The sequence below is a fragment of the Comamonas sp. C11 genome, from assembly GCF_024496285.1.
GTDB lineage: Bacteria > Pseudomonadota > Gammaproteobacteria > Burkholderiales > Burkholderiaceae_C > Comamonas > Comamonas testosteroni_F.
This window is the reverse complement of record NZ_CP101743.1, coordinates 4,281,448-4,301,432: the sequence shown is the minus strand read 5'-3', so window position 1 is coordinate 4,301,432 and position 19,985 is coordinate 4,281,448. Positions and strand designations below refer to the sequence as shown.

General features: G+C 59.6%; 31 protein-coding genes and 1 pseudogene. 23 read left to right on the top strand and 9 right to left on the bottom strand.

What is annotated here, in order from left to right:
• Positions 1-261 precede the first annotated feature (261 nt).
• The 8 genes and pseudogenes from NOX35_RS19720 to NOX35_RS19690 form a co-directional block, all read right to left on the bottom strand.
• On the bottom strand, positions 262-1,197 hold the full coding sequence (locus tag NOX35_RS19720; RefSeq protein ID WP_256494481.1) for a recombination-associated protein RdgC: 936 nt from the start codon (positions 1,195-1,197) through the stop codon (positions 262-264).
• Between the two features lie 64 nt (positions 1,198-1,261).
• Positions 1,262-1,459, bottom strand: a complete 198-nt coding sequence (locus NOX35_RS19715; protein WP_256494480.1) for a hypothetical protein — start codon at positions 1,457-1,459, stop codon at positions 1,262-1,264.
• 47 nt (positions 1,460-1,506) lie between these two features.
• Positions 1,507-1,644, bottom strand: a complete 138-nt coding sequence (locus NOX35_RS19710; protein ID WP_202788964.1) for a hypothetical protein — start codon at positions 1,642-1,644, stop codon at positions 1,507-1,509.
• Positions 1,645-2,279: 635 nt separating this feature from the next.
• On the bottom strand, positions 2,280-2,501 hold the full coding sequence (locus NOX35_RS19705; protein WP_256494479.1) for a hypothetical protein: 222 nt from the start codon (positions 2,499-2,501) through the stop codon (positions 2,280-2,282).
• A gap of 31 nt (positions 2,502-2,532) precedes the next feature.
• On the bottom strand, positions 2,533-3,090 hold the full coding sequence (locus tag NOX35_RS19700; protein WP_256494478.1) for a hypothetical protein: 558 nt from the start codon (positions 3,088-3,090) through the stop codon (positions 2,533-2,535).
• A gap of 829 nt (positions 3,091-3,919) precedes the next feature.
• Entirely contained in the window at positions 3,920-4,795 is an 876-nt protein-coding gene (locus NOX35_RS19695) for a hypothetical protein (protein WP_256494477.1), read from the bottom strand.
• A 117-nt stretch (positions 4,796-4,912) separates the two neighbouring features.
• Positions 4,913-5,068, bottom strand: a pseudogene (locus tag NOX35_RS28830) (DUF4236 domain-containing protein); the annotation flags it as partial.
• Between the two features lie 71 nt (positions 5,069-5,139).
• Positions 5,140-5,760, bottom strand: a complete 621-nt coding sequence (locus NOX35_RS19690; protein ID WP_256494476.1) for a LexA family transcriptional regulator — start codon at positions 5,758-5,760, stop codon at positions 5,140-5,142.
• Positions 5,761-5,842: 82 nt separating this feature from the next.
• Here NOX35_RS19690 and NOX35_RS19685 point away from each other — a divergent pair, with 82 nt between their 5' ends.
• From NOX35_RS19685 to NOX35_RS19640, 10 genes are all read left to right on the top strand, one after another.
• Positions 5,843-6,097 (top strand): YdaS family helix-turn-helix protein, encoded by a 255-nt coding sequence (locus NOX35_RS19685; protein WP_256494474.1) that lies wholly within the window; start codon positions 5,843-5,845, stop codon positions 6,095-6,097.
• Positions 6,090-6,272, top strand: a complete 183-nt coding sequence (locus tag NOX35_RS19680; protein WP_256494472.1) for a hypothetical protein — start codon at positions 6,090-6,092, stop codon at positions 6,270-6,272. The genes NOX35_RS19685 and NOX35_RS19680 overlap by 8 nt, the downstream gene beginning before the upstream one ends.
• A gap of 102 nt (positions 6,273-6,374) precedes the next feature.
• Entirely contained in the window at positions 6,375-6,854 is a 480-nt protein-coding gene (locus tag NOX35_RS19675; protein ID WP_256494470.1) for a phage regulatory CII family protein, read from the top strand.
• Positions 6,847-7,590, top strand: coding sequence for a phage regulatory protein/antirepressor Ant (locus NOX35_RS19670; protein ID WP_256494468.1), 744 nt, complete (start codon positions 6,847-6,849; stop codon positions 7,588-7,590). Before NOX35_RS19675 ends, NOX35_RS19670 begins: the two co-directional genes overlap by 8 nt.
• Positions 7,587-8,366, top strand: coding sequence for a helix-turn-helix domain-containing protein (locus NOX35_RS19665; protein WP_256494466.1), 780 nt, complete (start codon positions 7,587-7,589; stop codon positions 8,364-8,366). Before NOX35_RS19670 ends, NOX35_RS19665 begins: the two co-directional genes overlap by 4 nt.
• A complete protein-coding gene (locus NOX35_RS19660; RefSeq protein WP_256494465.1) occupies positions 8,366-9,145 on the top strand; it encodes an ATP-binding protein in 780 nt (259 codons plus the stop codon). Before NOX35_RS19665 ends, NOX35_RS19660 begins: the two co-directional genes overlap by 1 nt.
• An 8-nt stretch (positions 9,146-9,153) precedes the next feature.
• Positions 9,154-9,537 (top strand): DUF1064 domain-containing protein, encoded by a 384-nt coding sequence (locus tag NOX35_RS19655; RefSeq protein WP_256494464.1) that lies wholly within the window; start codon positions 9,154-9,156, stop codon positions 9,535-9,537.
• The gene (locus NOX35_RS19650; RefSeq protein ID WP_256494463.1) at positions 9,534-9,791 is read left to right on the top strand and encodes a hypothetical protein; all 258 of its coding nucleotides are present in this window, start codon (positions 9,534-9,536) and stop codon (positions 9,789-9,791) included. Before NOX35_RS19655 ends, NOX35_RS19650 begins: the two co-directional genes overlap by 4 nt.
• Positions 9,782-10,024 carry a DUF3310 domain-containing protein gene (locus NOX35_RS19645; protein ID WP_256494462.1) on the top strand — a complete coding sequence of 81 codons (243 nt, stop codon included), beginning with the start codon at positions 9,782-9,784 and terminating at the stop codon, positions 10,022-10,024. The genes NOX35_RS19650 and NOX35_RS19645 overlap by 10 nt, the downstream gene beginning before the upstream one ends.
• Positions 10,018-11,013 (top strand): hypothetical protein, encoded by a 996-nt coding sequence (locus tag NOX35_RS19640; RefSeq protein ID WP_256494456.1) that lies wholly within the window; start codon positions 10,018-10,020, stop codon positions 11,011-11,013. Before NOX35_RS19645 ends, NOX35_RS19640 begins: the two co-directional genes overlap by 7 nt.
• Before the next feature lie 475 nt (positions 11,014-11,488).
• On the opposite strand, the gene NOX35_RS19635 is transcribed toward NOX35_RS19640, so the two are convergent.
• Complete coding sequence (locus NOX35_RS19635) at positions 11,489-11,719, bottom strand: hypothetical protein (protein WP_256494454.1); 231 nt, start codon at positions 11,717-11,719, stop codon at positions 11,489-11,491.
• 63 nt (positions 11,720-11,782) lie between these two features.
• Between NOX35_RS19635 and NOX35_RS19630 the strand changes: the two genes are divergently transcribed.
• The 13 genes from NOX35_RS19630 to NOX35_RS19570 all read left to right on the top strand — a co-directional run bounded on the left by NOX35_RS19630 (position 11,783) and on the right by NOX35_RS19570 (position 19,968).
• Complete coding sequence (locus NOX35_RS19630; protein ID WP_256496949.1) at positions 11,783-12,079, top strand: HNH endonuclease signature motif containing protein; 297 nt, start codon at positions 11,783-11,785, stop codon at positions 12,077-12,079.
• A gap of 3 nt (positions 12,080-12,082) precedes the next feature.
• A complete protein-coding gene (locus NOX35_RS19625) occupies positions 12,083-12,331 on the top strand; it encodes a hypothetical protein (protein ID WP_256494452.1) in 249 nt (82 codons plus the stop codon).
• Positions 12,328-12,510: a hypothetical protein gene (locus NOX35_RS19620; protein ID WP_256494451.1), complete on the top strand. Its 183-nt coding sequence runs from the start codon at positions 12,328-12,330 to the stop codon at positions 12,508-12,510. Before NOX35_RS19625 ends, NOX35_RS19620 begins: the two co-directional genes overlap by 4 nt.
• A gap of 182 nt (positions 12,511-12,692) precedes the next feature.
• Positions 12,693-13,103 carry a terminase small subunit gene (locus tag NOX35_RS19615; RefSeq protein WP_256494450.1) on the top strand — a complete coding sequence of 137 codons (411 nt, stop codon included), beginning with the start codon at positions 12,693-12,695 and terminating at the stop codon, positions 13,101-13,103.
• 2 nt (positions 13,104-13,105) lie between these two features.
• The gene (locus NOX35_RS19610) at positions 13,106-14,809 is read left to right on the top strand and encodes a terminase large subunit (RefSeq protein WP_256494448.1); all 1,704 of its coding nucleotides are present in this window, start codon (positions 13,106-13,108) and stop codon (positions 14,807-14,809) included.
• A gap of 11 nt (positions 14,810-14,820) precedes the next feature.
• Entirely contained in the window at positions 14,821-16,059 is a 1,239-nt protein-coding gene (locus NOX35_RS19605; protein WP_256494447.1) for a phage portal protein, read from the top strand.
• Entirely contained in the window at positions 16,037-16,879 is an 843-nt protein-coding gene (locus tag NOX35_RS19600) for a head maturation protease, ClpP-related (RefSeq protein WP_256494446.1), read from the top strand. Before NOX35_RS19605 ends, NOX35_RS19600 begins: the two co-directional genes overlap by 23 nt.
• 64 nt (positions 16,880-16,943) lie before the next feature.
• Entirely contained in the window at positions 16,944-18,182 is a 1,239-nt protein-coding gene (locus NOX35_RS19595) for a phage major capsid protein (protein WP_256494445.1), read from the top strand.
• Positions 18,183-18,224: 42 nt separating this feature from the next.
• Positions 18,225-18,377 carry a hypothetical protein gene (locus NOX35_RS19590; protein WP_256494444.1) on the top strand — a complete coding sequence of 51 codons (153 nt, stop codon included), beginning with the start codon at positions 18,225-18,227 and terminating at the stop codon, positions 18,375-18,377.
• Between the two features lie 2 nt (positions 18,378-18,379).
• The gene (locus tag NOX35_RS19585) at positions 18,380-18,721 is read left to right on the top strand and encodes a head-tail connector protein (protein ID WP_256494443.1); all 342 of its coding nucleotides are present in this window, start codon (positions 18,380-18,382) and stop codon (positions 18,719-18,721) included.
• Positions 18,718-19,047, top strand: coding sequence for a phage head closure protein (locus NOX35_RS19580; protein WP_256494442.1), 330 nt, complete (start codon positions 18,718-18,720; stop codon positions 19,045-19,047). The genes NOX35_RS19585 and NOX35_RS19580 overlap by 4 nt, the downstream gene beginning before the upstream one ends.
• Positions 19,044-19,634: an HK97 gp10 family phage protein gene (locus NOX35_RS19575; protein ID WP_256494441.1), complete on the top strand. Its 591-nt coding sequence runs from the start codon at positions 19,044-19,046 to the stop codon at positions 19,632-19,634. The genes NOX35_RS19580 and NOX35_RS19575 overlap by 4 nt, the downstream gene beginning before the upstream one ends.
• Complete coding sequence (locus NOX35_RS19570) at positions 19,627-19,968, top strand: DUF3168 domain-containing protein (RefSeq protein ID WP_256494440.1); 342 nt, start codon at positions 19,627-19,629, stop codon at positions 19,966-19,968. Before NOX35_RS19575 ends, NOX35_RS19570 begins: the two co-directional genes overlap by 8 nt.
• The last annotated feature ends 17 nt before the right edge of the window (positions 19,969-19,985 follow it).

The following is a 19,985-nucleotide window of genomic DNA, read 5'->3' as shown; positions in this document are numbered from 1 at the left end:
GAGTACGGACCACGTATGGCACTTGATGATCGAACGCGCAGATTGCTTGAGGAGTGGGAGGTCAAGCACGGTCTGTCAGTCATCCAAAAGAGACTTGATATGGGCTTGTTTGAGTTCGACCGTGAGAAGCAAAAAAATTGCTATTTATGGCTTAAGGCACGCCGAGTCACTCCCTGGACTTCTATTGCTGGCCGACTTGCTTTCGGAAGTGCCGCAGTGGCTGCGTTAGCCGTTGCTTTCACATCTGCGCTGAGGTGATGGTTACCAGCTTGCGCTGGCAGCCAGCGTGGCGGGCAGGTCGCCCAGGCCTGTGCGGCCTTCTCCGCCAAGGGCTTCGATCAGGTCGGGAATCAGGCGCGACAGCTCACCGGTGGCAATCGCCACATCGGTATCAAAGCCGCTGTCGTCCTGGCTGTTGCCGTCCATGACGGCATCCAGCAGAGTGATGTTCTTGAGCTGCAGGCCTTCGGTCAGCACAAAGCTCACACGGTCGTCCCAGGTCATCGCCAGTTTGGTGGGAAGCTTGCCTTGCTCGATGTGCTTGCGGACCTCATCAATATCCAGCGGGTGGCGGGCGTAGCGCACCACGGCCTTGGACTCGTCGCATGCTTTCAGCTCCGTTTCGCGATCTGCGGTGAAGCCGGCGGGCGGCTCCTGCGTCATCAGCCAATGTGCCATGGCAGCCTGCGGGCTGGTCTGGGTATCCAGCAGGGCCAGGGCGAAGCCGGGCAGGCTTTCGACCAGCAGCGTCACCACTTCATCGGCGCGGCCCTGGGCACTGGTATCGAGCACCAGGGTGCGCGCCTGAGGGTCGATCCAGACCCACATGCTGCCTTGCTTGGTGAAGGCCATGGGCAGCAGATCCAGCTTGGCCTCGTCCTTGAGCTCGCGCTTTTCCTTCTTGCCGGGCTTGCGGCCCTGGGTCTTTTCGATGTGCTCGGCCTTTTCGTTGACCTTGCGATTGAGCACGCTGGCCGGCAGCACCTTGGCCTCGGTCATGAAGCGTATGACCCATTGACCGGCCACGGACTCGACCAGCGGGCCGTGCTGCTCGCCGCGCGGCGGCACCCAGCCCACGGAGCGCTCCTGTGTGGCGCCGCACTCCTCAAAGACTGTCTTTTGCAGTGCATTTTCCAGCACCTGCAGATCGCCTTGCCAGCTTTCGGCGTAGCGGTAAATGATCATGTTCTTGAACATCAGGACTCCAGAAAAGAGAAAGCCACCGGTGCGGTGGCGGATTGGGTGGAGGTGGGCGCTGCAGTCACGGCAGCTCTTTCAGGCATTGCACAGTCTTGTCGTCCAGCCACTCGGCATGCATGCCCGGACAGGCGAACTCGTCGCGCAGGCTCTGTGTGATGCTTTGGGGTTCGTCGGCTTGGGCATCGGGCGCGGACAGCCAGGCTGCGAGAAGCAGGGCGCCGACGATGACCAGCACGGAGTCAACAATCGTCTTCAGCATGAGGATCTCCTGTTCAAAAATCGTGTCCAGCTATCCAAGCTGAACGCTCAGAGGGGCCAGGCTTCTGGCGTGAGTGCGATCACCACGGCCGCTCCGACCAGGCAGAAGAGGCCGAAGCCGGTGAGCGCCCATTGCGCCGCGAGCAGCAGCTTTGTGGTGTGGGCAGGGGATGGAGTCGAATGCATGGAATCTCCTGAGGGCAAAGAAAAAGCCCGCGAGCGGTTGCTGCGGGCTTGAATAAAGAGCCGGTGACCTTTCGGGTCTGCCTGGGGAATGGTTCAGAGAGGGACGGCGGAGGAGAAGCCCCAGACCCGGCTGAAAAGTTAGATGGCGCAGCTTCCTTCTGTCCGATGAGGGTCAGGCAGAAGAAATGCGCACTTGGGTTAATAAAAGGTTGCTGCGCCATCTGGCGTGACCACTGTCGCCACGACGCAAAGCGCCGAGTTCGTGACTGCCGCCAGCCCAGGCCCATTCCTGTGCTGCCGTACCTGCTCGAGCAGTCACGCCAGATAGCCCCCGCTACTTTCCCGGGGTGTTCATGATGGGCACCTAAGACCGGTGCAATTACCCTCTTGCAGTATTCCAGCCGGGCCTTGCAGGCCTGGTTTGTAAGAGCCGGGGAGCCGACCCCCGGCACCATCAAGAAAAAGAGCGGATCACCCGGCTTGCGGTCTGTCGGTGGCGGCATCTCGGATTGCCAAACTCCACGCCCGGTTTAGTTTTTCAGTGCCGCGCTCTTTCTTGATGGCCCCGCTGTAGCCCTGCGAGGGAGGGCGCATGCAGGCCACATGCTGGCAAATCACTCACATCTCAATCTCCATCAGGCCGTTGCAGGCTGCAGGAGCCCATGCTCGCGGCAATAGGCCATCTCTTCGTCGTAGTCGGAATCCTCCAGCACCAGCGTGCCGTCAGGGGCGTAAATGTCTCGCTTCGGGGAACCCATGGCGCGCTCTGTGCGCTCCACTCGGAAGCCGTGCCGCGCCCAGCATCCGTTGGGGCTGTTTGGGTTGGGAGGCTGCTGGGTGGTGTTGACTGTTTTCATGGCTTTGAAGTCCGTTGGTAATGAGAGGCGCCTATGCATTCAGCAAGTGCGCCTTGATGAAGGGCCCGAAAAATGGGTTGTCGCCTTTTTTGTATTCCAGGCGGATGCGGTCGCCAGGGTGGAAGCCACCAGGCGGCGCGATATGGGCATCCACTCGAACGTCAAAGCCCATGTCTCCACTGCGCACAGTCAGGCTCCAGGCTCCGCTGACGAATTGCTCGGCGCATTGCACTGTGGCGCCCAGGAAAGAGGTCTGCAGGGTGGCTGTCACCACCTCGTCCTGCTTTTTGGTAGGAATCAGGTTGTCCACCTTCTTAGGAAGCTCAGCCCATGCAAGCGTTTCGTCGGCGCCGTCACTGTTTCGCAGTGGGCGCAGCTCGCAATCCCTGTAGACGACAGTGTTTCGCGGGTCGGGAGGGCAAGTTAGGTCGCCAAACTTGAAGGTGGAGAGAGGGCGCCCTACCCAGTCGGCTGGGATCGAATGGGCTCCCGGTGTGGCGCGGCTGAGAATTTCCAGCAGACAGCCGTTGTTGTTGGGGTATTCAAGATCGTTGACCACGATGGCCAGATCACCAAGACGACAGTTCATGGCATTCCTTGGATAACTGTTTATTTATACAGTATTTTTGAGCGAGTTAGGTCTGTAGGTCAACTCAAACCAAAGCCTTGCTAGCAGGGCTTTGGTTTGCGCCCTGATCTCGCTCAGGGGCTGGCGCTGCTTGCGCAGTCATGTACGTGTGGCGGCGTCATCTGGTGTAAGAGGGCGGGCGACTCCTCAAACCATCGGCCAACTTTGATCCCGTGCCGGCTTTCGTGCGGCTTTAACGCTGCTTTCGCAGTTGCTGGGCCGGATCATCTGGCCTATTTGTCTCGCATGCGTTCTCCTTCGCAGCGCGCGGCTGCCTGGTTGGGATGCTTTCGCTGGCATCAATTCAGCAGTGCTCTGGTCTCACGCGTTGCACTTCTTTCCGCGTGCAGTCCCCTCTCGGCGTGAACATGCAGGAGTGAACCCACATGCCCGGACTGCTTGCCCCGTGTACCGACTCGCTCGGCTTGGGGACGGGTTTAACCCGCGCCAGACGCTGTTGATCACTGCGGCCGGCCATTTCCTCTTTGGCTTTTTAAAGACCCGTGGCACGCGGCTCGATCGCTTGGCACCCATCGCCTGCAACCTGCTGCGCTCCTTGGAGCTAACCCCGCCTTTGCTTCCTGTCGGCTTCGGCCCCGGATCGCTGGGCCTTGGGTGTGTCGCGTTCGTTGCCACGATGGGATGAAGTATAGAAAAGCTAGTCTTTCTTTGTCAAGAAAAACTAGCCTTTTGGTCTTGTTTTTCTAGCCTTGAGGATTTCTGCGCGTAAAAAAGCCCGCACGAGACGGGCTTAAGGTGGGGTAGCTGTCTTGCGAGTGCTGGGTGCGACTCAGGAGACGGATGCAATGAACTGCTGCCAGGCACTCGCAAAGCGCCGTGCTGCATCAGCATTACTGATCATGTATTCCTCATTCAACCCGCTCTTAGAGATCAGGGTGAGCTTGAAATACTCCATCACAGGAATTTCGTAGTTATTGTTGAACCTTCGGTCTGGTGATCCATCCTTATTTACCTTGGCCCAAGTTCTAGAGATTTGTTTAGAGTCTCTGGGAATAACCTCTTCTTCCTGAAATGAAGTTGCGGAAAAATTCACCTTTAGGTCTTTTAATTCAAGCAATGCAAAGGCATCTGCAGAGACGAAGTACAGCACAAAGCCAGGATATAAGAACAGGTCTCCGCCGTTAGCATTCGCAAGGTGCGGCACACGCCATGTTGAGTCAATTAGTTCGCACGAGCTGAGCTTAAATTCCACCACTTCTCTGGTGACAATCCGCGAGGCTGAGGTCCGCTCCATAATCTTATTAGCCGCTCGCTCGCTGGTTGTATCCCATATTTTTTGCGATTTCGCCATTGCGGTGAAATCGTCGCACATGCGAGAGAAGGTATGTTTTACCGCATCGGGAAGATCAATTTCAGTTTGCACCCGAGTTAGAGCCTCCTGTTCGGCAAGCTCACTTGTGAGGTCTTTTGCTTGGGCATGCTCAGCAAGGATTTCTGCAAATTTCTTCTTGAAGATGCGCCTCTTCAGCCAGCCATTGCTCCAACTGGAGGATTGCCGGCGGAGCAACATTTCAGCTGATTTTGCTGAATTTAGTTCTTGCTTGATCTTTCGACTTTCGGTTTGAGCATGCTGCAAGACGCGCTGAAAATCCGCCAAGCCAGGTGTTGTTAGAACGCTAGAGCCAGCACTTTCGATGCTGGACATTTGCGCAGAACGTTCGTAAACCGCCGGCGGCTGTATTTGATGGTTTGCAGGCTCCGATAAAAAATTAGAACTAGAGCCTGGCGACTGAGATGGGCTCAGCTGTTGTCGATACGAAAGCCCTGTGCCAAATCCGTTGAAAGTTGCTGCTGTGCCTTTGGAGCCATGGGTAATGCGAAATGGGCCCGATCCGACTGAGGTAGTGATACCGCTTGGCGAAATGGTCAGTCGTACACCAGGAATTGGACTAAAGCTTTTCCGAAATCTCCACCCCATACATCCCTCGTTTTATTTTTGGAAAATCTTATACAGAAGCCTAGATCCGCTCCCGTCTTGGGTCGGGCTTTTCAAAACACCATAGAGTCTGAGCCAACTGACCCAGCCACACGGCAGATGCACTCAATTTCTTCCAGTGGGACCGTCATTGGCTCATAGCCATTGTTGATGCTGCGCAGTTGCACTTCGTCATTGCGTGTCCAGCCCAGCTCCTTCAGTAGGCACTTTCCGTTGTGCAGCTTCACGACCACGTCACGGCCGGACTGGGCTTCGATGCTGGGCGTGACCACCACAAACTCTCCGGCGCGGTAGCGCGGGTGCATAGAGTCGCCCTTGATGCGTAGGGCGTAGGCCCGAGGATCTCCAGTCCAGTATTCCACCCACCCGTCTGGCGTGTTGTCCTGGACGAGGTAGCCATCATCCCCGCCGCGCACGCTGCCCGTCACCGGCACGCGCCTGGACTTCTTTAGTTCCGGCGCGGACTCTACATTGGATTGAATGGCAACGCTCCATTCGGGAGGAGGATAGCCGGTCGCCTTAGATATCGCCTCGATCTGCTCCAGCTTTGGCTCGTGCTTGCCTGTTTCCCAGTGACCAACATTGGCCTTTGTTCGCCCAACAGCTTCGCCCAGCTTCTCCTGGGTTAGTCCCGCGTGTTGGCGAGCTGCCTTGATCCAGTCTTTGATTTCCATTTTTCAGAATCGTAAAGATTTTCTATACTGCGTGGGCTAGTAATACTTGCCATCAGAGACTAGAAATGCTAGTCTTTCAGGTATGAAGCATCCAATTGAAAAGGCGGCAGAAATTGCCGGATCTGAAAAAGCTTTAGCCGACTGGCTTGGCGTGACGAAGGCTGCCGTCTGGCAATGGAAGCAACAAGGGCGAAAGACGCCCATTGCGCACTGCTCTGTGATTGAGGCGAAGACACATTGCGCCGTAACCCGCCGAGATCTCCGCCCCGACGACTGGCACCTGATTTGGCCCGAACTGGCGCAGCAATCGACCGCCGAGGAGGCCGCCCATGACTGATCGGTATCGCTTCGGCGGCCCCATCCCTGAATCCGTCAAGCGCATGAAAGCGCGGCGCGAGTGGCGCGCATCTCGACTGTTCACCACTGTGAAGCGTGGTCGCGCCAGGGATAGAGAGGCGGCTGCGTTGGCTGCCGCACCCTTTGCGCACACCAAGCCAGCCCAGGCCCGATGACAGGCGCTTTCCTCATTTCTTGGCGTGCATTTATTTCCATGCAGCCAGTGTCTTTCCCAGCGGCTCAGCCCGCAACGTCCTTTTTCTCGGAGTCCGGACGACATGAATGCTCTTGATGCACTGCGACGCATGGTCGCCAACTACCCAGGCGGTCGCGCTGCTCTTGCTGCCCGCTTGAACAAATCCGACGAAGTTCTGCGCAAGGAGCTGAGCGGCGTGTCCCCAAGCCACAAGATGGGCCTTGCTGACGCTGAAGAGATTGCATCTATGTGCCGTGAGGCAGGTAGCGCTGAAGCGCACGCCTTGGGGACGGTTTTCTCATTCAACGCCGGCATGCTGGCGCTGCCCGAACCGCGGCCAGGCGCTGAGAAGTGCCTTTCCAAATCCGCAGCAATCGCGGTTCGTGAAAGCGCTGATGTGCTGATGGCCATCACCGCTGCAAAGGCGGACAACAACGTCAGCGACAACGACAAGCGACTTGTGCAGCGTGAAATCGCCGAGGCGGTCGCAGCCTTGTTGGCTGTTCAACAGTCACTGGACGCCGAGCACGCTGCGGACAACCCAAGGGGGCACCATGATTGACATCAACGTTAGCACCCCCGCGTTGAAGCCCGTCACCATGAGCAGCCGCGACATTGCGGAACTGACGGGCAAGCGCCATGCCGACGTGATGCGCGACATCCGCAGCATGATGGACGCGCTGCAGCAAAACGCAGAATTGCGTTCTGTTTGTTTTTCAAGCACTTACGTGGGCGAGAACGAGCAGAGCTATCCCCAGTATGAGCTGGACAAGGACACCAGCCTGACGCTGCTGCTGGGCTATGACCCAGTGGCTCGCATGAAGGTGGTCAAGCGCTGGCAGGAGCTGGAGGCCCAGCAGCCTGCGCCAGCACAGCTGACGCGCCTGGACATTCTCAAGCTGGCCATGGCTTCGGAGCAGGCCCGCATCGAAGCTGAGGCACAGCTGGCGCTGGCTGCCCCCAAGGTTGAGTTTGTCGACCGCTACGTGCAGCCAAGTACTGGCAGCATGGGTGTTCGTGAGGTATGCAAGCTCCTCGGCGCCAAGCTGAACGCATTCACTGACTTCCTGCTCAAGCGCGGACTGATGTACCGCACCACGCCACAGGGGCCGCTCACCCCGCGCGCCGAGCACATGCACAACGGCCGCTTTGAAGCCAAGACGGGCACGGCTGAGCATGGCGAGACCTCGCACGCCTTCGTTCACTACAAGTTCACCGCCAAGGGCGTGGAGTGGATTGCAGGCCTGTGGTGCCAGCACCAGGTGCGCGAGAAGATGAGCAGCGAGGTGACTGCATGAGCTGGTCTGCACTTGCATGGGCCGTTCGTCAGCAACTGCCCAGCACCCAAAAGTTGGTGCTCATCATGCTGGCAGAGCGTCACAACAGCGATACGGGACGATGCGACCCCAGTCACGAGCGCTTGGCAGAAGACTGCGGGCTCACTCGTCGCTCTGTCATGGATCAGGTCAAGAAGCTGGAGGAGTCCGGCTACATCCGTGCGATGAACCGCGCAAAGGGTGCCTTGAAGCTGTCGAATCACTATGTCCTGAACCTGAGTTTTGGTGTTCCCGAGAAGGCACCAGCACTGCCGAATGATCCATTTTTGGTAGTGAAGCACGTTCACCAGGGTGGTGAAACAGGTTCACCAGGGGTAGTGAACCACGTTCCAAACGTAGTGAACGACGTTCACCAGGGTGGTGAAGCAGGTTCACATAAACCAGTAACTGAACCTGTAAAAGAACCTTTAAAGAAAGAAAGGGCGCCGCGCATGGCTGCGCCAGCACTACCCCGACCTGATGGCGTCACCGAGCAGACTTGGGCTGATTGGCTGGCACTGCGTAAAGCAAAAAATGCGCCGGTGAGCATGACCGTCCTGACGCTGGCTATTGCCGAGGCTGAGAAGGCATCGCTGGACCTGGAGAACTTTCTGCAGATTTGGTGTCTGCGCGGCAGTCAGGGTCTGCAGGCCGATTGGCTCAAGCCTGCTGATTTGACTGGTCGTCCCAAGACCTCCAAAACCCCGGTGCGTGACAACTTCGGCGGCGTGAACTACGGCCAAGCGAGGAAGATCTGATGAACTTGCTTGCATCCCGCATTCATCGCCCGCCCCTGACGCGCGAGAGCACCTGCCCGACGCATGGCCTGTTTCTGAGCCGTTGCCATCTGGGTGACATTTGGACCAAATGCAACCTGTGTGCCGAAGAAGCGAAGGCGAAAGAGGAGGCTCAGGCCCAGGACGAGCAAAAGCGTCGTGCCCGCGAAGCGTGGGAGAAGCGCCTTGGCTCGGCCGCCATCCCTGAGCGCTTCCAGAGCTGCCGCTTGCGCAACTACATAGCGGAGACCCCGGAGCAGCAGGCAGCGTTGCGCTTCGCCAGGGACTACGCAGACAACTTCTCCGTGGTGCAGAGCAAGGGCCGTGGCGCGATCTTCGTTGGCAACGTCGGCACAGGTAAGACGCACTTAGCCGTCGGTATCGGCATGCAGGTCATGCACACGCATGGTGCTTCAGTGCTGTTTAGCACGGTCGCCCGCGCTGTCCGTCGCATTAAGGACACCTGGGCCAAGCGTAGCGGAGAGACCGAAGGCGAAGCCATTGCTGCGATGGTGTTCCCAGACCTCTTGATCTTGGATGAGGTTGGAGTGCAGTTTGGCAGCGATTTTGAAAAGAACCTGCTGTTTGACGTGCTCAACGAGCGCTACGAGAAGCGTAAGCCGTCGCTGTTCTTGTCAAACCTTTCCATAGACGATGTTGCCGCGTTCCTGGGGGAGCGTGTGATGGACCGCCTGCGTGAGGATGGCGGCGACGTTATGCCGTTCCAGTGGGAAAGCTATCGCGGGAGGGCGACAGAGTGAACAAGAAAATGAAGTTGACAGGACACGCGCTGAAGCTGGTTCCCAGGACCCAGGGCTCCAAGTACGGCAATAGGAAGATCACTGCAGGGGATGGCACCAAGTTCGACAGCTTGGCCGAGCTCCACCGCTGGTCACACCTGCAGATGCTGCAGCGCGGCGGTCACATCAGCGATCTGCGCCGGCAGGTGGTGTTCGAGATGGTCCCATCGGTCAAGTTTGCTGGCGCTTCGCGCGCCCGGCCTGCAATCCGCTACATCGCTGACTTCGTGTACCTGGAGCAGGGCATCGAGGTGATTGAGGATGTGAAGGGCGTGGAGACTCCTGAGTTCAAGCTCAAGCGCCACCTGATGAAGGCTCTGCTGGGCCTGGAAGTAAAGGTGGTCAAAAAATGACCCAGGCATTGCACCCCGCATTCTTTGGCAAGGTCGTTCCCCTGGCTGGCCAGCGTAAGCCGCCCAGCGCATCGCGCATCACGCGGCTGGTGTGGCCGACCTACAAGCGCCTGAGCGATGGCCGCTACCTCATTGAGCACTGGATGGAAAACCGCAGCTGCAACCTGATGCAGGTGGGTAGCAGCATGGTCTGCGTGGTCGACGACTACGGCAGTCTGGTGGCGGTAGAGGACAGGGGGCGCGCATGGTGGTGACAAGCGCACTCGACACTCAGGCCGGTGGCAGCCATTACAAGGACTGCAAGATCCAGCCCATTGAGTTCATTCACGCCAATGGCCTGGACTTCTTCCAGGGCAACATCATCAAGTACGCGACCCGGCACAAGGCCAAGAACGGGGCCGAGGATTTGCGCAAGGTGATCCACTACGCGCAGCTGGCGCTGGAGCTGCAGTACGGCGAAAAGCCGGAAGGCGGTTCCACATGCTGATGCGTCGAACTCCACTCAAGCCCGGCAAGGGCTTCAGGTCTCGCGGCTCATGGGCTGGCGCTGGGCTCCGTGATGAGCAGGATGAAGGCCATCACTACGAGTCTGGCCAGGCTTGCAGTCGTGAGCAGCGGCTGCAGGATCGCGCCCAGCGCCAGCTGGAGAGCGCCCGAGCAACCGCTGAGATGGTGCCTGCCAATGTGGTGATGGTCCCCGGCGCCGGCGCCACGGGCATTGCAATGCGTAAGGAGAAGGCCATCGAGAGCGAGCCCTATCGCCGCCTGGTCGCGCAGCTGCCATGCGTGTGGTGTGGCATTGAGGGGTACAGCCAGCACGCGCACCTCAATTACGGCAAGGGCCTGGGACTGAAGACGGATGACCGCACGGGGTTCCCGCTCTGCTGCAGCCGTCCTGGCAATGAAGGCTGCCATGTGGCCTATGACAACTACCGGCTGCTGGAAGCCGGCGGGCGCGAGGCTCACCGTGAGTACGGCCTGGAGGCTGGGCGCTTCACGCGCGAGCAGGTTCTGAAAGCTGGCCTGTGGCCGGCCTCATTGCCGAGGTGGGTTGAGGCCCGACCTCTGGCAGACGATCACAACAATCAGGAGAGAGCATTGAGCAGCACAGCAACACAGCAGATCGACGTCGATCAAGCCGGCGGCGTGGTGAATGAGATTCTGCAAGAGTGGCACCAGTGGTGCTCAAACACTCGCGTGGGGTCTGGCTATGGGAGTCGCTCGGCATCCTGCAGCATCGGCCCGGGAGGCGGTGGCGTGTGGGAGGTCGCAGACTTGGAGACTGTGGATGCTGTGATCGACGCAATCCCGCAGCCCTATCGCACAGCCATCTCTTTCATGGCTCGCAACCTCTCTTGCCGCGCCCAGGTCTGGAGCAGTCCGCGTCTCCCCGCTCAGCGTGATGAGTTGAAGGTGCTGCTGCTGGAGGCGCGCAATATGCTCACGCGCGGCCTCATCGCAAAAGGCGTTCTCTGATGCTTGACGCCCCACAATTTTTTGGCAGAATACGAAGCGGACCGGGATAGCTGCGTCCAAAAATTCTGAAGCCTTAGCCTAGCCGCTGGGGCTTTTTTGTTTCGTTAGGTATGCTGGCCGCTTTATGTTGAAAGCGGGGCATGATTATTAATACCGACAGAGCTAACGAGGCAAGAAGTTTGGCGGATGCTGCTCAAGCGCTGCGGCCTGGGGCGCAGACGGAATTTCCTCTCAGTGAGCAATTTCAAGGCAGAGAGTTGGAAGTTATCGAGGGTGCCAGGAACATCCTGAACAGTGAAGGCGATTCACATATCGGATTGACGGTGCCAAGAGCGGGGTACGTAGCCATACAGGCCTAGTTTGATTGCTTCCATGCAGCCACCTTCGGGTGGCTTTTTCGTTTTCGCTGCCACCGAGCACGCCCGACGATCACGCGCATTGCTTCAGGGGCGGATCACTCGGTGGCGGCACCTATTTAGATCCGGGTGAGGATTTCGCCAGTACTGACAACTTGGAACTGGGTTTCAGACTGAACGTTTAACTTCTCGCGGTTCATGTTCTCGTAGTACTTCAATCCTGGGCGGACATCACTCTTGCCGTCTAGGTAAGTGGTCGAATGGAAGTCTTGGTATTCAATGACTTGCAGCTTACTGCCGTGGGCATCGCGCACTTCAATGCGCGCGGTTTCCTTCTTGATAACAGCCATGGATCCTCCCGTAGTTGATCTAACAGTATGCCCAAGCTCCAAACGTTGAAGTCAGCGGTGCCGATGTTGGACACCAGGCGAGTGCAGACCATGCAGGCGGGCAGCTGGCGCACCAGCGAACAGACCGCCGCCCAGCGCGGCTATGGCTACAAGTGGCAGAAGGCCCGGGCACAGTTCCTGCGTGAGCATCCACTCTGCGTGATGTGCGAGGCGGATGGTCGTGTGGAGGCCGCGACGGTGGTCGACCACATTACCCCGCATCGAGGCGATCAGTCGCTGTTCTGGCGCCGGAGCAACTGGCAGTCGCTGTGCAGTACTCATCATTCCCGTGACAAGCAGCGCGCCGAGCAAAGGATGTGACCCATGGAACGTATGCAGCACCCATCAAACAATGCCGTGCTTGGCGCGCCGGCAGGCTGGGATCAGAAGACATTGCCTTGCAATGCTCTGCCCATCACCAGCACCGACTGGGATGGCGTGCCGGCAGTGGTTTCGTTCTGGAAGCCTACGCCTGCAGAGATTGAGGCGATCAGGGCGGGTCAGCCTGTCATGTTGTGGGTGGCCGGCAGCACCATGCCGCCCGTTGCGTTGATGGTGGAAGGCAAGTCATGAACGGAGCCCAGGAAAAGCTCGGCGTCCTGATTGACGAGCTCGACTCTCTCAGTGCTGCGCTCGACATGCCCATGCCAGACGCGACGCACGTACAAGCACTTAGGTCTTCGCTGCCTGCGAAGGTAAGCGCTCTCAAGGATGCGTTCGTTGAGATGACGGGCGAGAACCCTTGGGGCTGAGATCGCGGCGCCAGTCGCCTCCTGACGCGGCCTGATGGCATCGAAGGGGGAGGGGGGAGGTCAAAGCCTGGGGGCGCTCGGCCTCTAGACCGCCCTGTTCCGCACGCGCAGAAAATTTTCCCCTGTATGAATAAATCCGGGGGTGGAATTCAAAGAAATCAAAGAATTCAAAGGAGCCGCTTATGCCAAGAGGTGGCGCGCGGCCCGGGGCTGGCCGCCCAAAAAAACAGCCCGAAGAGGTAAAGCCAAGCAAGAAGGCGGCGCTACAAGCTGCGCCTCCCCAGGTAGATGCAAATGGCTACAAGGACGATCCGAAGTGGCCATTCGGCAAGCAGCCGCCTGCTGAGCCAGAGCCGCCGCCGGATCTGAGCGACCTCATGCCGCTGGATTACCTGCTTGAGGTGATGCGGGATCACACTGAGGAGCGCGGCCGTCGGATGCAGGCCGCCACGTTGGCGGCACCTTACTGCCACCCCAAAAAGGGCGAGGCAGGCAAGAAGGAAGAGAAGAACGCTGCGGCGAAAAAGATCGCCAGCCGGTTTGCGCCGGCCGCGCCTCCAAAGTTGGTGGCCGCTAACGGACAGAAGGTATAGACATGGAATGGAGCACCGCTTGCATTGACTGGGAAGAACGGTTGGTGAAGCGGAAGTCCATCATTCCTCCGCCGATCTTCCAGGACCGGGCCGAGCAGGCCCTGGCCATCTTCAAGGAACTCAAGGTCGTTGACCTGCCCAAGGTCTGGGATGCTGAGCTCGATGAGTACCGCCCCCCGACATTTGGGGAGTGCTCCGAAGAGTGGGTCTTCGACTTTGTGCGCGTCATCTTTGGCGCTTACGACGCCGAGACAGGCAAACAGCTGATCCGTGAATACGGACTGCTGATCAGCAAGAAGAACACGAAATCCACCATCGCCGCGGGCATCATGCTCACGGCGCTGATCCTGTGCTGGCGCGAGGATGAGGAGCACCTGATCCTTGCACCGACCAAGGAAGTGGCCGATAACTCCTTCAAGCCGGCGGCCAGCATGGTTCGCGCCGATGAGGAGCTTTCTGCGCTGTTCCACATTCAGGACCATATTCGGACCATCACCCATCGGGTGAACCGCAACAGTCTGAAGGTGGTGGCCGCCGACACGGACACGGTCTCCGGCAAGAAGTCGGGCAAGATCCTGGTGGACGAGCTCTGGCTGTTTGGCAAGCGTGCCAATGCTGACGCCATGTTTCAGGAGGCGCTGGGCGGCCAGGTGTCGCGCGAAGAGGGCTGGGTCATTTTCCTGACCACCCAGTCCGATGAAGCCCCGGAGGGGGTGTTCAAGGCCAAGCTGGATTACTGGCGCGATGTGCGCGATGGCAAGGTCGTCAGCCTCAAGACGCTGGGCATCCTGTACGAGTTCCCCGAGGCGATGATCAAGTCCAAGGCCTATCTGGACCCGGAAAACTTCTACATCACCAATCCGAACCTGGGCCGCTCAGTCAGCAAGGAGTGGCTGACCGACGAGATGCAAAAGCGCTCTCCGGAGCAGGACGGTGGTTTCCAGCGCTTCCTGGCCAAGCACCTGAATATCCAGATCGGCCTGAACCTGCGGGCCAACCGCTGGACCGGTGCCGACTTCTGGGAGAAGCGTGGCGACAAGCGCATCAGTCTGGACTTCATCCGGGCTGAGTGCGAGGTGGTGACCGTAGGCATCGACGGCGGCGGGCTGGATGACTTGCTGGGCTTTGCCATCGATGGGCGTTTGCGGGATACGCAGAACTGCGCTCTGTGGAACAAGGCATGGATCCATCCCATTGCGATTGAGCGGCGCAAGTCCGAAGAGGCGAAGTACCGGGATTTTGAGAAGGATGGGGACTTGGTTGTCGTGGAGCGACCGGGCCAGGACTTGGAGGAACTCGCCGCGCTGTGCAAGCAGATCTTTGATTGGGGCCTGCTGGCCAGGATCGGCCTGGACCCCGAGCGCACGCACAAGGTTGTTTTCCAGGCATTGATTGATGCCGGCATCCCCGAGGATCTGATCATTGGTATCTCGCAGGGCTGGAAGCTCACCGGCGCGATGGCGGTGGCTGAGCGCGGCTTGCTGGACGGAAGCCTGGTGCATGCCGCGCAGCCGCTCATGGCCTGGAGCGTTGGCAATGCCAAGGTCGTGCCCTCTGGCAATGCCTCCCTCATCACCAAGCAGGCCAGCGGCACAGCCAAGATTGACCCGCTGATGGCCTCCTTGAATGCGGTCACTTTGATGGCCACGAATCCAGAAGCCAAAGGGCCATCTGTTTACGAGACGCGCGGCATGCGCTTCCTATAGGGCACGACTACATGAAATTACTCGACAAGCTGTTCGGGCGCAGTCCCGAGGCCAAGTCGCGCCCGCGTGCCAGTGCTGAGGGGATTGCCTTTCAGGGTCTGGATGATCCGGCGCTGCTGGAGTTCATTCGCAATGGGCAGACGACCTCCGCAAACCGAATGGTGCGCAACATGGCCGCGCTGCGCAGCCTTTCGCTCATCAGCAATGGCCTGGGCATGCTTCCCATCAGCCTCTATGAGGCAGGGTCGAACAAGAAGGTGATGCGCGAGCATCAGGCGCACAAGTTGATTCGGGTCAAGCCGAACCCCTGGCAGACGCCCATGGAGTTCAAGAGCCAGATGCAGTTGCTGCTCGAGACCGAGGGCAATGCCTATGCACGCATCATCCGGTCAGGCACTCGACCTATTCACCTGATCCCCTTTGAGAAAGGCCGGGTGCAGGCCAAGTTGGGCAGCAACTACCGCATGCAGTACACCTGCACCACGGAAAACGGCAATCAGCTCACCCTGGACCAGGAGGAAATCCTGCACATTCGCGAGATCTCGTTTGATGGTGTGCTTGGCCTGTCCAAGCGCCAACTGTCAGAAGAGGTGTTCGAGCTCGCAGCATCCGCTCAGCGCGCAGCAGTCAATGTGTTCAAGACCGGCGTCATGGCCGGCGGCTCGATCGAGGTGCAGAACGCGCTGTCCGACCGGGCATTTGACCGGATGAAGCAGTCGCTGAACGACGAATACAGCGGCGCTGAGAACATGGCCAAGTGGATGATCCTGGAAGAGGGCGCGAAGGCCAACCAGTTCAGCTCCACCGCAAAGGACGGTCAGCAGATCGAGAACCGCAATCATCAGATTGAAGAGGTTGCCCGCCTTTACGGTGTGCCGCGTCCCTTGCTGATGATGGATGACACCAGCTGGGGCTCGGGCATCGAGCAACTGGCCATCTTCTTTGTGCAGTTCACCATGGCGCCGCGTTTCGTGTGCTGGGAGCAGGCGCTGGCCCGCTCTCTGCTCACCGACCGCGAGCGCGAGACGCTCTATTTCAAGACCAACGAGCGCGCGCTGCTGCGCGGCACGCTCAAGGACCAGGCGGACTACTTCGCCAAAGCACTTGGCTCCGGCGGCCACCAGCCGTGGCACACCGCCAATGAAATCCGCGATCTTGCCGAATATCCGGCAGATTCAGACCCGAAGTTCAACACCCTGGGCGATCCCTCGGGGAAGAAAGCAAGCAATGAGCCTCAAAAAGCTACCTGAGATCCGGGCCGACCACCGCCTGGCCAAGGCTGGTTTTGACCTGCGGCCTGATGCTGTGGACCGCTGGGAACCCGCCGTGTGCGCGAAGGCTGGCGATGACGCCGAAGCCAGCATCTCCATCTATGACTCCATCGGGGAGAACTGGGAGGGAACGGGCATCACCTCCAAGCGCATCAGCGCCGCCCTGCGCTCCATCGGCGCCAAGGATGTGGTGGTCAACATCAACAGCCCGGGCGGCGACTTCTTCGAGGGCATGGCCATCTACAACCTCCTGCGCGAGCACCAGGGCAAGGTAACGGTGCGGGTCCTGGGTGTGGCGGCCTCTGTGGCATCGGTCATTGCCATGGCCGGCGACGAGATCCTGATCGGTGACGGTGCGTTCTTCATGATCCACAACGCTTGGGCCGTGGCCGTTGGCAACCGTCACGACATGATGGATTCGGCCAAGCTGCTGGAGCCTTTCGATGCCGCCATGGCCGCGCTGTACGCGCACCAGACGGGCATGAGCGCTGCCGAGGCGGCCGCCATGATGGACAAGGAAACCTGGATAGGTGCCCAGCAGGCCGTCGATGATGGTTTCGCCACCGGCCTGCTCCCATCGTCTGAGATCACCAAATCCACCCAGGCCAGCACGAAAAGCAAACCGCTGGCGCTGATCGAGGCGTCCATGGCAAAGGCGGGCATCTCCCGTCATTCCCGTCGAGACACCTTCAAAGCCCTGTTTTCTGGCATGCCGGGCGCTGCCGAAACCGCCACGCCGAGCGCTGGCCCTGAAGTCGCAGCTTCGCTGCAATCGCTGCTGAACACGCTCCGCGCGTAAGCAGCAACTCACCCAACCTACAGACCGCCCCAGAGGCGGTTTTTTCGTTTCTGAAAGGGCCATCATGGCTAAGCACTATCCCGTTCCACGCGGCGTCATGGCCGTCCGCGCTGAAGGCGCAGCCCCCACTAATGCCGAAGTCAAGGCCTTGGTGGAAGGCGTGCAAGCAGCGTTCGCGCAGTTCAAGGCCGAGCACACCAAACAGCTCGAAGAGGTCAAGGCCGGCCGCTCCGGCGCTGACCAGGAAGCAAAGCTGGAAAAGATCAACTCTGCGCTGAGCGGCCTGCAAAAGGAAGTCGAAGACGCGCACACCAAGATCGCCGCTGGACAGATGGGCGGCCCTGGCGCAGCGCTGCGCGACAAGGAATACACCGACTCGTTCAACGCTCACATGCGCAAGGGCGACGTCCAGGCCGCGCTGAACAAGGGTGTGGCCGAAGAAGGCGGCTTCCTCACTCCTGTGGAGTGGGATCGCACCATCACCGACCGGCTGCGCGACGAATCTCCCATGCGCGAACTGGCTCAGGTGCAACCTACCAGCAAGGCCGGCTGGTCCAAGCTGTTCAACATGGGCGGCACCGGCAGCGGCTGGGTCGGCGAAACCGACGCGCGTCCCGAAACGGCTACCCCCGTTCTGGCATCTCTGGGCTTTGGGCATGGCGAGATCTACGCCAACCCCGCAGCCACCCAGCAACTGCTGGACGATTCGGAAATCAACATCGAGGCCTGGCTGGCCGCCGAAGTGCAGGCCGAGTTCGCCGAGCAAGAAGGTGCGGCCTTCATCAGCGGCGACGGTGTCAAGAAGCCTGCAGGCATCCTGACCTACGTCACCGGCGGCGCCAACGCGGCCAAGCACCCCTTTGGGGCCATTCAGGCCATCAACAGTGGTGCCGCAACGGACATCAGCTCCGACGCTGTGCTCGATCTGATCTATGGTCTGCCCAAGAAGTACCGCCAGAACGCGCGCTTCCTGACCAACAACCTGACCATCGCCAAGTTGCGCAAGCTCAAGGACGGCCAGGGCAATTACCTCTGGCAGCCCTCTGCCCAGGCTGGCCAGCCCGCCACGTTGCACGGCTACGGCCTCGCCGAAGACGAGAACATGCCCGATGTGGCCGCAAATGCCATCCCGGTGCTGTTCGGTGACTACAAGCGCGGCTACCTGATCATCGATCGTATGGGCGTGCGCGTGCTGCGCGATCCCTACACCAAGAAGCCCTACGTGCTGTTCTACACGACCAAGCGCGTGGGCGGCGGCGTGCAGAACCCCGAGTGCCTGCGTGCCCTGAAAGTGGCGGCTTAACCAAGAAGGGGCTCCGGCCCCTTCCCCATTCAGGAGAAGACGATGAAAGCAACCAAGCCATTCAAGGGCGTCAAGGACGGCGACATCTACCCCACCGAGTTCAAAGCCGGTGATGAAATCCCGCCCGAGCTGGAAGCCGCGGCTGTTGAGCTGGGCGCGGCTGATGCAAAGAAAGAGCCGGCCAAGAAGGCCTGACCATGCCCATTTTGACCACCGAGCAGGCTATGGAGCATTGCCGGGCCAACCCGGCAGACGCCGCGATGGTCTCGCTATATCTGGGCGCGGCGATTGACGCTGCGCAGGAATACCTCGGCCGAAGGGTGTTCGCTGATCAGGCCGAGTTGGATGCTGCGGTGACTGCGGGCACTTCCGGCGAGTTGCCGATGGTGGCTACCTACTCAGTCAAGGCAGCGGTGCTGCTGATCTGCGGCCATCTGTTCGCGAACCGCGAGGATGTGGTGGTCGGGGCGCAGTCCTTTGCAATGCCCAACGGATCGCGCGACTTGCTGCGTCCCCATCGAAAGGTGCAAGGCCTATGACCACGTTTCGCGCCGGCACTCTTCGAGACCGCATCCGCATCCAGCGCCGTTTGCCCGGTGGGAGCTATGGGCAGCCGTCCAACACCTGGGAGGATGCGCTGCCCGGGCCCATCTGGGCCAACATCCGCTTTGCTTCCGGAAGTGAGACTATCCGGGCCGGGCAGATTGCCAGCAAGGCCCAGGCCAGTATCCGCATACGCAAGCGCGCGGGCATCACTGCCGAGATGCGGGCGATGTGCGACGGCGTGGAGTACGCCATCAAGGCCGTCCTCCCTGACCGCCAGCACCGTGAATATGTGGATCTGGTCTGTGAGGTGACAGGATGAGCGTCGCTCCGTCAAGGCGAGGCGGTGGATTGGTGCTCACCGGGCGCAACACCGTTGATATTGGCGTTGATCTCAGCGGCCTTGATGATCTGCTTCAGGAATGGGGTGACGCTGTGGAGGGGGCTACTCGACCGGCGGCCCAAGCTGCAGCACAGGTTTTGTATGACCGGGTAGAGACCAATGTGGCTGCTATTGGTTACGTGACAGGTAACTTGCGGCAGTCGATCTACCAGGCATTTTCTGCGACGCACAGTAGTGATGGCATTGCCACGTATCACATCAGCTGGAACCACAAGAAGGCTCCACATGGGCACTTGCTTGAAAACGGCCACTGGCAGCGGTACGCAGTACGAATCACCGAGGATGGCTGGCGAACGCTGGTTCGGCCGGAGAAGCAGGGCACCAAGAAGCCGGGCCGCCGTGCCAGTCAAGCGGAGAAGGATGCCTACTATGTGCCGCGCCCAGGAGGTCCCGTCTACATTCCCGGCAAGGCCTTCCTGCGCAGGGCAAGTGTGGTTGCGCCGCAGGCCACCCATGCGGCGCGAGAGGTGCTGCTTGCAGCAATCGCAGAGGTGAGTAATGGATGAAGTCTTGCACGAGGCCATTGCGGCCGTGATCCCGAATTGCTTTGGCACTGTGGCCCCGGCCAATGCGCCGACGCCTTATGTGATCTGGCAGCGCTTTGGCGGCAACAGCAGCGAATACTTGGACAACGAAGACGCCCAGGTCGAAACTGCTTTGGTGCAGGTCCGCATCTTCAGCACTGACATTCAGGACCCAAAGCGTCTGATGCCGCAACTCGTGAGTGCACTGCGGTCGCATCCTGAGTTGGTGATCCGTCCCAGCGGGGGCATGCGCGATGACTATGACCACGACATGGGGCTGTTCAGTGGCGACCAGGATCTTGATGTGTCGTTCTGAGGTTTCTTTTGCTGCAA

What these genes read in the sequence shown, in the direction of transcription:
- NOX35_RS19665 (WP_256494466.1), top strand. Translation starts at nt 7,587, where the DNA reads ATGAGCTGGTCTGCACTTGCATGGGCCGTTCGTCAGCAACTGCCCAGC.
- NOX35_RS19680 (WP_256494472.1), top strand. Translation starts at nt 6,090, where the DNA reads ATGACTGATCGGTATCGCTTCGGCGGCCCCATCCCTGAATCCGTCAAG.
- NOX35_RS19605 (WP_256494447.1), top strand. Translation starts at nt 14,821, where the DNA reads ATGAAATTACTCGACAAGCTGTTCGGGCGCAGTCCCGAGGCCAAGTCG.
- NOX35_RS19590 (WP_256494444.1), top strand. Translation starts at nt 18,225, where the DNA reads ATGAAAGCAACCAAGCCATTCAAGGGCGTCAAGGACGGCGACATCTAC.
- NOX35_RS19660 (WP_256494465.1), top strand. Translation starts at nt 8,366, where the DNA reads ATGAACTTGCTTGCATCCCGCATTCATCGCCCGCCCCTGACGCGCGAG.
- NOX35_RS19675 (WP_256494470.1), top strand. Translation starts at nt 6,375, where the DNA reads ATGAATGCTCTTGATGCACTGCGACGCATGGTCGCCAACTACCCAGGC.
- NOX35_RS19595 (WP_256494445.1), top strand. Translation starts at nt 16,944, where the DNA reads ATGGCTAAGCACTATCCCGTTCCACGCGGCGTCATGGCCGTCCGCGCT.
- NOX35_RS19640 (WP_256494456.1), top strand. Translation starts at nt 10,018, where the DNA reads ATGCTGATGCGTCGAACTCCACTCAAGCCCGGCAAGGGCTTCAGGTCT.
- NOX35_RS19685 (WP_256494474.1), top strand. Translation starts at nt 5,843, where the DNA reads ATGAAGCATCCAATTGAAAAGGCGGCAGAAATTGCCGGATCTGAAAAA.
- NOX35_RS19720 (WP_256494481.1), bottom strand. Translation starts at nt 1,197, where the DNA reads ATGTTCAAGAACATGATCATTTACCGCTACGCCGAAAGCTGGCAAGGC.
- NOX35_RS19695 (WP_256494477.1), bottom strand. Translation starts at nt 4,795, where the DNA reads ATGTCCAGCATCGAAAGTGCTGGCTCTAGCGTTCTAACAACACCTGGC.
- NOX35_RS19645 (WP_256494462.1), top strand. Translation starts at nt 9,782, where the DNA reads ATGGTGGTGACAAGCGCACTCGACACTCAGGCCGGTGGCAGCCATTAC.
- NOX35_RS19570 (WP_256494440.1), top strand. Translation starts at nt 19,627, where the DNA reads ATGGATGAAGTCTTGCACGAGGCCATTGCGGCCGTGATCCCGAATTGC.
- NOX35_RS19625 (WP_256494452.1), top strand. Translation starts at nt 12,083, where the DNA reads ATGGAACGTATGCAGCACCCATCAAACAATGCCGTGCTTGGCGCGCCG.
- NOX35_RS19610 (WP_256494448.1), top strand. Translation starts at nt 13,106, where the DNA reads ATGGAATGGAGCACCGCTTGCATTGACTGGGAAGAACGGTTGGTGAAG.
- NOX35_RS19630 (WP_256496949.1), top strand. Translation starts at nt 11,783, where the DNA reads ATGTTGGACACCAGGCGAGTGCAGACCATGCAGGCGGGCAGCTGGCGC.
- NOX35_RS19650 (WP_256494463.1), top strand. Translation starts at nt 9,534, where the DNA reads ATGACCCAGGCATTGCACCCCGCATTCTTTGGCAAGGTCGTTCCCCTG.
- NOX35_RS19575 (WP_256494441.1), top strand. Translation starts at nt 19,044, where the DNA reads ATGAGCGTCGCTCCGTCAAGGCGAGGCGGTGGATTGGTGCTCACCGGG.
- NOX35_RS19615 (WP_256494450.1), top strand. Translation starts at nt 12,693, where the DNA reads ATGCCAAGAGGTGGCGCGCGGCCCGGGGCTGGCCGCCCAAAAAAACAG.
- NOX35_RS19620 (WP_256494451.1), top strand. Translation starts at nt 12,328, where the DNA reads ATGAACGGAGCCCAGGAAAAGCTCGGCGTCCTGATTGACGAGCTCGAC.
- NOX35_RS19580 (WP_256494442.1), top strand. Translation starts at nt 18,718, where the DNA reads ATGACCACGTTTCGCGCCGGCACTCTTCGAGACCGCATCCGCATCCAG.
- NOX35_RS19585 (WP_256494443.1), top strand. Translation starts at nt 18,380, where the DNA reads ATGCCCATTTTGACCACCGAGCAGGCTATGGAGCATTGCCGGGCCAAC.
- NOX35_RS19635 (WP_256494454.1), bottom strand. Translation starts at nt 11,719, where the DNA reads ATGGCTGTTATCAAGAAGGAAACCGCGCGCATTGAAGTGCGCGATGCC.
- NOX35_RS19670 (WP_256494468.1), top strand. Translation starts at nt 6,847, where the DNA reads ATGATTGACATCAACGTTAGCACCCCCGCGTTGAAGCCCGTCACCATG.
- NOX35_RS19715 (WP_256494480.1), bottom strand. Translation starts at nt 1,459, where the DNA reads ATGCTGAAGACGATTGTTGACTCCGTGCTGGTCATCGTCGGCGCCCTG.
- NOX35_RS19690 (WP_256494476.1), bottom strand. Translation starts at nt 5,760, where the DNA reads ATGGAAATCAAAGACTGGATCAAGGCAGCTCGCCAACACGCGGGACTA.
- NOX35_RS19700 (WP_256494478.1), bottom strand. Translation starts at nt 3,090, where the DNA reads ATGAACTGTCGTCTTGGTGATCTGGCCATCGTGGTCAACGATCTTGAA.
- NOX35_RS19710 (WP_202788964.1), bottom strand. Translation starts at nt 1,644, where the DNA reads ATGCATTCGACTCCATCCCCTGCCCACACCACAAAGCTGCTGCTCGCG.
- NOX35_RS19705 (WP_256494479.1), bottom strand. Translation starts at nt 2,501, where the DNA reads ATGAAAACAGTCAACACCACCCAGCAGCCTCCCAACCCAAACAGCCCC.
- NOX35_RS19655 (WP_256494464.1), top strand. Translation starts at nt 9,154, where the DNA reads ATGAAGTTGACAGGACACGCGCTGAAGCTGGTTCCCAGGACCCAGGGC.
- NOX35_RS19600 (WP_256494446.1), top strand. Translation starts at nt 16,037, where the DNA reads ATGAGCCTCAAAAAGCTACCTGAGATCCGGGCCGACCACCGCCTGGCC.